Source organism: Corallococcus terminator, assembly GCF_003611635.1.
Lineage (GTDB): Bacteria > Myxococcota > Myxococcia > Myxococcales > Myxococcaceae > Corallococcus > Corallococcus terminator.
On the sequence record NZ_RAVZ01000330.1, the window covers coordinates 1 to 10,856 of the forward strand.

7 protein-coding genes and 1 pseudogene are annotated in these 10,856 nt (G+C 69.6%); 4 read left to right on the forward strand and 4 right to left on the reverse strand.

From position 1 onward, the window contains the following. The 3 genes from D7V88_RS33380 to D7V88_RS33390 all read right to left on the reverse strand — a co-directional run. Positions 1–1,758: S41 family peptidase (locus D7V88_RS33380; RefSeq protein WP_147448963.1), on the reverse strand; the 1,758-nt coding region annotated here is incomplete at its 3' end. Positions 1,759–1,827: 69 nt separating this feature from the next. After that, a complete protein-coding gene (locus D7V88_RS33385; protein ID WP_120544665.1) occupies positions 1,828–2,964 on the reverse strand; it encodes a helix-turn-helix domain-containing protein in 1,137 nt (378 codons plus the stop codon). Between the two features lie 24 nt (positions 2,965–2,988). Further along, positions 2,989–7,335, reverse strand: coding sequence for a DEAD/DEAH box helicase (locus D7V88_RS33390; RefSeq protein WP_208726622.1), 4,347 nt, complete (start codon positions 7,333–7,335; stop codon positions 2,989–2,991). 107 nt (positions 7,336–7,442) lie between these two features. Here D7V88_RS33390 and D7V88_RS33395 point away from each other — a divergent pair, with 107 nt between their 5' ends. Continuing rightward, positions 7,443–8,762 carry a class-II aminoacyl-tRNA synthetase family protein gene (locus tag D7V88_RS33395; protein WP_120544667.1) on the forward strand — a complete coding sequence of 440 codons (1,320 nt, stop codon included), beginning with the start codon at positions 7,443–7,445 and terminating at the stop codon, positions 8,760–8,762. Here the strand turns inward: D7V88_RS33395 and D7V88_RS45290 are convergent, their stop codons facing one another. Then, the gene (locus D7V88_RS45290) at positions 8,763–8,897 is read right to left on the reverse strand and encodes a hypothetical protein (RefSeq protein ID WP_279636121.1); all 135 of its coding nucleotides are present in this window, start codon (positions 8,895–8,897) and stop codon (positions 8,763–8,765) included. A gap of 6 nt (positions 8,898–8,903) precedes the next feature. On the opposite strand from D7V88_RS45290, the pseudogene D7V88_RS44775 reads away from it, so the two are divergent. The 3 genes and pseudogenes from D7V88_RS44775 to D7V88_RS33410 all read left to right on the forward strand — a co-directional run. Further along, positions 8,904–9,083: pseudogene (locus D7V88_RS44775) on the forward strand (DUF2380 domain-containing protein); the annotation flags it as partial. A 5-nt stretch (positions 9,084–9,088) separates the two neighbouring features. Beyond that, positions 9,089–9,826, forward strand: coding sequence for a SitI6 family double-CXXCG motif immunity protein (gene sitI6, locus D7V88_RS33405; RefSeq protein ID WP_158625216.1), 738 nt, complete (start codon positions 9,089–9,091; stop codon positions 9,824–9,826). Between the two features lie 129 nt (positions 9,827–9,955). Next, positions 9,956–10,856, forward strand: a 901-nt coding sequence (locus D7V88_RS33410; protein ID WP_147448964.1) for a pirin family protein, incomplete at its 3' end; no start/stop codon positions are given.

A 10,856-nucleotide genomic window follows, 5' to 3' on the forward strand; every position in this document is an offset into this window, starting at 1 on the left:
CTTCATCTCCTCCCGGTCACCACCCTCCCCCGTGAAGAGCGTTCGCCCTTCGGTGCTGATCCGCCAGGCATGAGCGGAGCGGACCGTCTTCCCGGGCCCGTCATCGAAAGTGAAGGCGAACCGGATCTCCTCTCCATCACCTGCCGCCGTCAGCGTCGTGGGAAGCACCACGCGCCGGTCGCTCTTGAAGTCGCGGTAGTCGAGCGTGCCGCTCCATGAGCCCGCCAACACGGCCGCGAGCGCGGGCACGACCGCCGTCCCATCCGCCATCGCGACCTCCACCGCGCGGTCCCGTCCCGCTTCGAAGTCCGCGACCGTGGGGAGGACCGTCTCATCCACCGGGACGCCGCGCCCGGGGACGAAGTGCTCGATGTTCGTCCTGTTCCACGCGTTGGGGATGCGGACCCGCAGGCCACTGTGGGGCAGCGTCAACAGGAAGATGCGCCCGGCGGTCGGCCCCTCCGCACTGCCCGCGCTCTCCTCACCGACCAGCCGCGCGCCGAGCTTCTCCTTCAACTGCGCCAGGGTCCGCGTCGTGCCAGAGCCATTCATCGGTCCGCTCAGCACCGTCACCGTTCCCGTGAAGCGCTCGGGTGACACGTCCTGCATCCGCAAGCCCTCGTCATCGGGACGCGGCAACCGTTCCCACCAGCCATCGCTCGTGCGGCGGAAGCCCTTCTCGTCCGGTTCGAACACGGCCTTTCTGTCCCCCCAGCTCTCGATGCGCGTGGGGAGGTCGCCATAACGAATCGCTTTGAGCAGGGACGGCTTCGACCAGAGGAAGGGCTCCTTGAGCAGATACCGTCCCAGCGCGACCGACACATCCTCCGAACCCCCACCGCTCTCACGCAGGTCCAGAATCAGGTGCTCCACGCCCTGGGCCTTCAGCGTCTTGAAGAAGCCCCCCAGGAAGGCCGTCGCATCGACAGGGTTGCGGTAGTTCACGAACGTGTCGATGCGCAGCAGGGCGCGCTTCCCGTCGATCCGCCAATGGAGCGCCTTGTAGAACTCGTCGCGATACGGGCTGCCGGGCCACGGCAGTGCGGTCCACTGCTTGAATGAAATGGGCTCCAGCACGCTGTGCGACAGGCGCAGTTCCCCCGAGCGCTTCCAGTCGAGGACCCACTTCGTGGGGAACCCATGGAAGGCGGGCCAGTACTCGTTGAAGTCGTCCCCCATCAGGTCGCTGTCCGACCCCAGCTTCGCGGCGATGGCGTGGTCGGTGCTCCCGTCATAGGCGACAGCGCGTCCCAGTTCCGTCAACACCCGGGGCACCGGCAGCCCATTGATTCCGACAAGCTCCGCGCCCGGCGGTGGCGCTCCGGGCTGGCCGTCGTTCGACACGACGAGCATCCGTCCTTCGATGATCTTGAAGCGCAGCGGCAGGTGCGTGGGATGCGTCCGCCGGTACGCCTCCAGCGCGACTGAAGGCTCCGGCTTGGTGTGGTCGCAGTGGAGTTCCGCCAGCATCAGCGCGAGGGCTCGCCACAGCGCGAGGTCCGTGGTCGGCCGCGACGCCGCTGCTTCCAACCGGGCGAAGGCGGCCTGGATGTCCGCTCGGCCCCGGTAGCGATACAGGCCCGGGTGGATCGTCTCCAGGGCCCGGCGCAGGAGCGCCACGTCTGCGCGGGCCTTCACCGCGTCCAGGGTGACCGGTGCATGGGGCGTGCTCACCGGAGCCGGGGGCTCGGCGACCCCCAGGGAGGGAGCCACGAGGAGCAGGGCCGAACAGCCCAGGGCCAGGAAACGCAGGGACATCGGAGGACCTGTCGCATCGCTGGCGGACACGCTCCGCCAGGAAGGCAGGGACCTACGCCTTCGCCTGCCCTACGTCGTCTCAACCCTTGGATTTATTGGATTTTCCCTGAAATGAGCCGTCCGCCAGGCCGTGGGACTCTGGCCAGTGTGCTCGCGGAAGACGCGGTTGAAGCTGGACTTGGAGGCAAAGCCCTCCTCCAGCGCCATCTCCAGCACAGGCTTCTTCTCCCCGGAAGCCAGTCGCGCCTGCACCGCCTCCACCCGCATGGCGTTGATGACGGCGTTGAAGTTGCGTCCGAGTCCCTGGTTGAACGCCCGCGACGCGTAGGTCTCGTTGGTGCCCAACCGGTGGGCGACCTCGGAGAGGCTCAGCCCCGGCTCGCGCCACCAGCCCTCCGCGCGGATGCGCTCCGCCCAGGCGACCGCCGCCTCCGACCAGTCGCGCTCCGAGGCCATCATCATGGGCGGAGGCTCGGCACGCACGCTCCACTGAGGGAAGCGATGGCCCGCCTGACGCCAGCCCTCCAAGCCGAGCCCGAGGATGATGATGGAGAAGAGCACGTACTGCGGGAAGCGGTCGTGGTGGTTCAGCCGCATCAGGAAGCGGTCCACGAACTCGAAGCCCGCCGTGACGCCCCACCACAGCACCAGCGACAGGAGCACGGTCGCGAACCAGGGCTGACGATGCTCCTCCCGGTCGCTGACGTTCTCCTCGAGCCAGGCCTGGTAGCGGCGCTGGAAGCGGACCGAGGCCCCCAGGTAGACCGCGAGCGACACGATGCTGGCGGCGGACTCCAGCGGATCCACCCAGCGCTCATGGACGACGTCGTTCCACCAGTGCTTGCGCTCCAGGGGCAGCGCGAAGGCGCAGAGCGTGTACCCCAGCATGACCGCGGCGGGCAGCAGGTGCCGCCACCACCGCGCGGGCAGCCCTGGCGTCACGAGTCGCCGGACATAGAGATACAACAGCGGCCCTGTCGCCAGCCCCAGGTCAAACGGGGCGAAGGACAGCCAGGGATGCACGTCATAGAAGCCGGCGAAGCCCAGGACATAGGGCATCAGCCGCAGCACGACGACGCCCAGCAGCGCCGACAACAGCCGGTTCGCCGCGCGATTCCCGGGCGCCGCCAGGAGCAGCATGGACACCAGGGCGCCGAAGCCGGCGGCCAGCCCCAGGGTGGTGCTCCATGGTCCGAATCGAATCACCTGAAGTCCCCTGCGTCGTGGGGCTCAGTTCACCTGCGCGAGCGGCCCCTCGACCTCAGTGTCCTCGTTCTCGGAGGCGTCTTCCACCGCGTCCACGCCCTGCGGAATCCCGTCCACGTAGGTGACGACGTTGTTCGGCATCGCGGCCACGCGCGGGCCCGGCGTCACCACGCCCGTGAGGTTCAGCGGATCCACGCCGGAGAGCTGGATGCGCACGCCCGAGGGGGCCGTCCTGCGCACCGCCCTCGCCGTGTCCACCGCCTCCGGCAGCGCGAACTGCTCGCCCACGAAGCCCGACACGAAGCGCCCGCCTCGCAGCTCTCCTCGCGCCTCCATGCGCCGGTAGACGAACAGCAGCTCCCGCCATGTCGGCGCCAGGGACTCGCGCATCACCAGGTCGCGCCAGACGATGCCGTAGCGCTGGAGGAACAGCCTCGCCAGCGACTCCATCACTTCGTCCTGCGTCTTCGGCTCCGCGGGCGCCAGCAGGCTCCAGCGGCCCGGACCTCCGCGCTGCAACAGCTTCTGGCGCTTGCGGTGCGCCGGGCTCTGGAGGATGCGCAGGTTCTGCACCGCGTCCGCCGTGACGAGCCCCTTCGCCACCAGCTCCCACAGCGCGTCCTCCACCTCCGCCGGCAGGCGCCGCGCCCGCGTCACCAGGTCCTGGAAGAAGCACGCACCCCGCCGGTCCAACACGCCCACCACGTCCTTCGCCGCCGCGCTCAGGTCCGGTGGCGTCCACACGCCCCCGTCCGCCAGCACCGCGTGCGGACGCGCCGCCGCCAGCATCCACTCCAGGTCCTCGCGCAGCGTGAACGTCAGCGGCGCGTTGCGCGTGGGCGACGACCGCTTGTGCACCACGGGCTCCGGCGCTTCCGTCACCGGCGCACCCCGACGCGGCCCCGCCGGCTTCGGCGGGTCCTTCAGCGTCACCCGCCCCCACGCCACCTCGCCCGCGTAGCACGCGCGCTCAAGCTGGTCCGGCGTGTAGCCGCGCATGCGCGCAGGCAGCAGGAAGCGCTCCCACGCGGAGGCCGGCGCTTCGTACCCCTGGAGCAGCCGTACCGCCTTGAGCAGGCCCGTGGAGCCGCGCAGCGCGTCCACGTCCTCCAGGTGGTGCCACCGGAAGAGGAAGCGCATGAAGTCCTGCGGACTCAGCGGTTCGATCTCCCTTCGCAGCCGTCCCACCGTGAGCCGGTGGATGCGCTGGAGCAGGCGCCGGTCGCACCACTCCAGCACCGGCCCGCCGTCCTCGCCGGGCGCCACCGGCACGTCCTCGCTCGCACGGAACTGGCCGCGCAGCACGCTGCCCTGGCCCTCCAGCGCATGCAGCGCCAGGTTGATGTCGTCCGCGTCCAGCAGCGTCAGCCGCGCCAGCTCCGCCACCGTGGTGGGCCCGACCATCTCCATCCGGCCCCGCACCACCTGGAGCACCGCCGCGTCGCGCTCCACCGGACGGTCGTACTCCAGCACCGGCAACACCGGCTGCGTCTGGACGTCCGGGAAGAGGGCGCGCACCGCGTTGCCCCGCTCCGCGGACACGAGGAAGCGCCCGCCTGGCCGCTCCAGCCACGCCACGCGGCCCTGCGCGAACAGCCCGGCCTCCAGTCCTCGCGGTACCTCCGACACCCGCACCAGCACCAGTTGCAGGAGCGCGTCGTGCAGCTCGTCCTCGTCGCGCATCGGCGGCGCGGCATCCTCCACAACCTGTGCGATGGCGGCGGCGTCCAGCGCGCCGAACGCCGCGGCGTCCTCCGCGGGCATCGCGCGGCGCAGGGCCACGTTGCGCACGCGGCGCTCCTCGGCCGGCGCGTCGTCCAGGAAGGTGTAGGGCTGGCTGTTGATCAACGCATGCGCGAAGACGCTCGGCTCGGGCACGTCCCGGGCGACGAGCTGGATGCTGCCGTCGCGCATGCGCCGGAGCACGTCGCGCAGCCCGTCCACGTCCATCGCCTCGCGCAGACAGTCGTCCATCGTCTGCTTCACCAGCGGATGGTCCGGCAGCTCCACGTCGCCGCCGCCGTGGTTGTCCTGGCAGCCCACCTGCGCGGGGAACACAGCGGCCAGCAGGTCCTCGCTGCGCGCGCGCTGGAGGTTCGGCGCCACGCGCTTGCCGCCCATCATCCGGTACAGCGTCAGGGCCCGCGTGGCCACCCAGCGGAAGCGCGTGCCGAAGATGGGCGCCTGCAACACCGCCTGCACCAGCACCTCCTCCACGTTGTCCGGGTGCAGGAAGTCGAAGATGTCCGCCAGCGGGAATGAGTGCTGCTCCCCCAGGCTCAGCAGGATGCCGTCCTCGGTGGCCGCCGCCTGCAACTCGAAGTCGAACGAACGGCAGAAGCGCTTGCGCAGCGCCAGCCCCCACGCGCGGTTGATGCGACTGCCGAAGGGCGCGTGGATGATGAGCTGCATGCCGCCCGCTTCGTCGAAGAAGCGCTCGGCGACAATCTGGGTGTGGCTGGGCACCACGTCGCCCAGCATCTTCTTGCCCAGTCGCAGGTAGCCCATCAGCGCGTCCACCGCGGGCGGCGGCACGCGCAACAGCTTCTCCAGGAAGCCCGTCGGATCCTCGTGGCGCAGCAGCTCCTCACGCAGCCGGCCCACCTGGAGGCTCAGTTCGTCCGTGCGCCCCGGCGCCTCGCCGCGCCAGAAGGGCACGTTGGGCGGAGCGCCTCGCGCGTCCTCCACCATCACGGTGCTGCCCATGACGCGCTGGATGCGCCACGCGGTGCTGCCCAGGAGGAAGATGTCCCCGGGCGAGGACTCCACCGCGAAGTCCTCATCCAGCGTCCCCACCACCTTGCCCTCTGGCTGCGCGGTGACGCTGAAGCTGAAGGTGTCCGGGATGGCGCCGCCGTTGGTGAGCGCGGTGATGCGCACGCCCCGGCGACCCTTGAGCCGCTGGTTCACCCGGTCGCGGTGCAGGTGGATGCTGGCGCGGCCCCGGCGCTCGGCCACGCCTTCGGACAGCATCTCCAGCACCTGCTGGTACTCCTCCCAGGTGAGGTCCTGGTACGGGTACGCGCGCTGGAAGACGCTGAAGAGCGCGCGCTCGTCCCACTCCTCGCAAGCGCACGCGGCGACGATCTGCTGCGCGAGCACGTCCAGCGGCTTCTTCGGGATGCGGACCGCGTCCAGGTCGCCTTCGCGCACGGCGTTGAGGAGCGCGACGCACTCCACCAGCTCGTCGCGCGTCATCGCGAAGAGGATGCCCTTGGAGATGCCCGCCTTGTGGTGGCCCGCGCGGCCCACGCGCTGGAGCAGCACGGAGATGGCCTTCGTGGTGCCCAGTTGCACCACCAGGTCCACGTTGCCCACGTCGATGCCCAGCTCCAGCGACGCGGTGGCGACCATGACGCGCAGCTTGCCCGCCTTCAGGCGCTCCTCGGCGGACAGGCGCATCTCGCGCGACATGCTGCCGTGGTGCGCGGCCACCCATTCCTGGCCCAGGCGTTCACCCAGGTCGTGCGCCACGCGCTCGGACATCTTGCGTGTGTTGACGAAGATGAGCGTGGTGCGGTGTTCGCCCGCCAGTTGCACGAGCCGGTCATAGACCTGGCCCCACATCTCGTGGCTCGCGATGGAGGACAGCTCCGCGTCCGGAATCTCCACCTTCAGGTCCCACGGACGCTGGTGGCCCACCTCCACGCGCCGGCACTCGGTCAGGGAGGCACCGGTGAGGAAGCCCGCGATGGCGTCCAGCGGCTTCTGCGTCGCGGACAGGCCCAGCATCTGGGGGCGCACGTCGGTGAGGGCCTTGAGCCGCTCCAGCGACAGGGTGAAGTGACTGCCGCGCTTGTCGCGGGCGAGCGCGTGGATTTCGTCCACGATGACCGTGCGCACGGCGCGCAGGGTGGCGCGGGCGCGCTCGGCGGTGAGGTAGAGGTAGAGCGACTCCGGCGTGGTGATGAGGATGTGCGGCGGGCGGCGCACCATCTGCGCGCGCTCGCTGGCGGGCGTGTCACCGGTGCGCACCTGCACGCGCAGGTTCTGGGGCGTGTAGCCCTCCGCGCGCGCCAGCGCCATCAGCTCCTCCAACGGCTGGAGGAGGTTCTTCTGCACGTCGTTGCCCAGGGCCTTCAGGGGCGACACGTAGAGGACCTGGGTGTGGTCGGGCAGCGTGCCCTCCAGCGCTAGGCGGAACAGCGAGTCCAGCGCGGCCAGAAACGCCGTGAGCGTCTTGCCGCTGCCGGTGGGCGCGGCGATGAGCACGTCGTGGCCGGCGTGGATGAGCGGCCAGCCCTCCACCTGCGGACGGGTGGGCTCCCCCAGGCGCGAAGCGAACCAGCGCCGCACCACGGGATGGAAGGCGGCGAGGGCCGGATGCGCGGCGAACTCGGTCGCGAAATCGAGATGGATTTGAGGGGACATGGCGGGCTCCCAGCAGGCCAGCCTGAACACAGGTACAGCGCGCCGTCAACGTACGCCGGGTGTCGCCAACATGCGCCTTCCGCCTGGCTTCCAGCCGGGCAGGCGGAATGCCGTGGGATAGCGTCGCGGGCGTGTCCACCATCGCCTACGCCGACCGCGTCGCGACCTCGCCAGAGGGGCGATTCACCCTGACGGCCCACTCATCCGACGACGGGACGGCTCCCCAGCCGCCTGGGCCACCTGTGTCCACGGAAGGGTTCGCCTTCAAGGGCCACGAGCTCCAGAACGGATTCCGCTACCGGCTGATGGAGCACTCCCCTGGGAGCCCCGAGGCCCGGGTCGTCTGGGAGCGATGGCAGGTCGGGCGGGAGAATTCGCCGCACGAGCTCCACGTGTCGGACGACGGCTGGTCCGTGCTGCGGACCCATGGATTCAACCCGGAGGTCATCGCCGTGGCGCCCTCCGGACGGGATGCGGTCCGCGTGCGGATCCACGGTCCGGAGCGGACGCCAGTCCAGTGCGAAGCCCCGGTGGCGGGAAGTCATGACTGGCTGGCCCTGCGCATGGTGGGGTCGACCGGGGGGATGTTCTGGACATCGAATGCGTGGCCGTACTTCTTCCGCGACGGGGGGACGGACTTCTTCGTCTGGCGGACGCACTGGGGCCAGCGGCTGGTGCTCGACCTCACCCATGCGACCCTCGTCCCGGAGGACGCAGCGGACGCCGCACGGGTTCACGCGATGGACGCCGCGGAGGAGCGCGGGGTGTCCGCACTGCTTTCCGAACTGGCGGAGCGGTGGGAGGAGGTGCGGGCCCTCGTGGCGGAAAACGGTACCTCCGCGGGGCCGGAGACGTTGGATCCCCTGAGGGACAAGCTTGAGCGCGTCGTGGCTGCGCTCCATCTGGTGGGCGTGCACCGCATCCAGGCGTGTCTGCCTTTCCTCCAGCAATGGGAGACGGTGGACGCGCTGCTCTACACCACGTCCAGCATCGCGGGCCGGGGGGCTTCGCTGGAGGTCCAGACCTTCCGCCCCATCGCTCAGCATTCGCAGCGGCTGCTGGGAGTCAGTCCCCTGGGATTCGCGGCCTACCGTTTCCTCGACTTCGACGAAGCGCGGCGGCAGGTGCCCGGACATCTGACGGACCGGCGCGAACGGCTCATGGCACTCAAGAGGAAGATGTCGGCCCGACAGGTTCTCGAGCAGGTGGGAGCCCCGGATCACCTCTCACGGCAATCGCTTTCAGCCGAAGACGGGACCCGCTGGACCGAACACTGGGACTACGACTCCCAGGTCGAGGACCGGTGGGTGACGTTCCGGATCATCTGGGAAGCACGAGGGTCGAGGGCTCGCATCGTCACCCTCGAGGAAGTGGCCGCCCCGTGGCTCCAGTCGGATGCGCGCGTGAGGGAACTCCTGGGGCTCTGATCAGCGCAGCCGGATGTCGCAGTGGGGACACCGCTTGGGGAAGAGGATGGAGGCCGGAGACTTGCTGTCCTCGTCCACGGGGAGCTTGTCCGCGCGGGTCTCGATGACGTCGTCGCCGCACACCGGACACAGCACGAAGCGGACAGCGGCCCCTGGAATACAGAGTGGATGGCGTTCCGTGAACGCACCCGGGGGCGCGCCACCAAACCGATGCACTTCGAACAGGCATCGAGAATGATCCAGCGGTTCGACATCTTCGGCTTGACGATGACCTACTGGCAGGGCATCGACCTGACACCCCAACCCCGTCCTGTACCGTGATGCCGATGCGCTTCTATCAACTCCAACGTCCGCTCCCAGAAACCGCGAAACACTGGAGCGGCAGCCTTTCCGCCGAGCACGTCTGGACCCTGCCCGGGGTGGAGTGCCCGACCTGCCATGAGACCTGGAGCGGACAACTGTCACTGCCGGGTGTCGACCTGTCCTCGCTGCTCGAGCAGGACTCGCTGGTGGAACCCCGTGTCGAACCGCATGCGGAATACGCACGTCTCGCGGCCCTCGTGCAGCCCTTGCTGCCCTTGGGAATGATGGCCGAACCGGGCATGCAGTTCGGCCCCTTGCGAGGCACCGCCCACGGCGCCTGGGGGCCCTTGAGTGCCCGGTTCGGATGGGAAGTGCTGGTGACGCAGGAGGCGTTACGACACCTTCAAGCCGCAGGCATCCGAGGCCTCGTCCCGGTGCGCACGGAGCTTCAGGGGCTGGAAGCGGGCGTCGCCCTGCATGAACTGGAGCTGCCCATCCGAGGCCTCCTGCACCGGGACTCCGTGCTGACGGGACCGAAGTGCCGGACCTGTGGATGGTACGAGACACGGATCGCTCCCGAGCCCTGGCTGGACGGCGATGCCCTTCCTCACGAGGTGGACCTCTTCCGCCCTGAGAACGGGACCACCTATACCCTCGTCAACGAGCGCTTCGTCGAAGCCGTCCACGCCCTGGGACCCAGCGACGTGACCTTCCGCGAGGTCAGGGTGATGCCGGTGTCACGCTCCGGCTCGCTCCACTGACGCCCCTCGTGGAACCCGGTTCGGCGACAACACCCCAAGCGTCCGGGCAAGGACCGTCCCCTTCAAAGTGGACGCACGGCGTTCGAACTGCGGCAGACTCACGCCCCGAACCGGAAGAGGAGCCACACCATGAGCTGGGAAGAGGACCTGCAGGGCCGCGAGCCCCCACCGTCGCTGGAGACGCTCATCGTCCCCCGCGTTCGCGACCTGGGTGACGGCTTCACCGTGCGCCGCGCCCTGCCCTCCGCGCGCCGCCGCATGGTGGGGCCCTTCATCTTCCTGGATCAGATGGGCCCCGCGGACTTCGACTCCGGCCATGGCCTGGACGTGCGGCCCCATCCGCACATCGGCCTGTCCACCGTCACCTACCTCTTCGAGGGCGAAGTCCTCCACCGCGACTCGCTGGGCGTCGTGCAGTCCATCCGCCCCGGCGCCGTGAACTGGATGACCGCCGGCAAGGGCATCGCCCACTCCGAACGCACCGGCCCGGAGACCCGCGCCGCCGGCAGCCGCCTCTTCGGCATCCAGGCCTGGCTCGCCCTCCCCCACCAGCACGAGGAGACCGAACCGTCCTTCGTCCACCACCCCCAGGACACCCTGCCCTCCGGCCAGGACGACGGCGTGCGACTGAACGTCATCGCCGGCGCCATGCACGGCCTGAAGTCCCCCGTCCGCACCCACTCCGACCTCTTCTACGCGGAGGCACGCCTGGACGCCGACGCCCGCTTCAAGCTCCCCACCGAACACGAGGAGCGCGGCCTCTACCTGGTCGAAGGCTCCGTGGACGTGGAGGGCACGCGCTTCAATGCCGGCGAACTGCTGGTGTTCAAGCCGGGCAGCGAGATCCTCCTGAAGAGCGAAGGGCCCGCGCGGATGATGCTGCTGGGCGGCGAACCCATGGACGGCCCGCGCTACCTGTTCTGGAACTTCGTGTCGTCCTCCAAGGAGCGCCTGGAGGTCGCCAAGGCGGACTGGAAGGAAGGCCGCTTCGCCCCGGTGCCGCAGGAGACGGAGTTCATCCCCCTGCCCC

What these genes read in the sequence shown, in the direction of transcription:
- D7V88_RS33390 (WP_208726622.1), bottom strand. Translation starts at nt 7,335, where the DNA reads ATGTCCCCTCAAATCCATCTCGATTTCGCGACCGAGTTCGCCGCGCAT.
- D7V88_RS33395 (WP_120544667.1), top strand. Translation starts at nt 7,443, where the DNA reads ATGCCGTGGGATAGCGTCGCGGGCGTGTCCACCATCGCCTACGCCGAC.
- sitI6 (WP_158625216.1), top strand. Translation starts at nt 9,089, where the DNA reads ATGCGCTTCTATCAACTCCAACGTCCGCTCCCAGAAACCGCGAAACAC.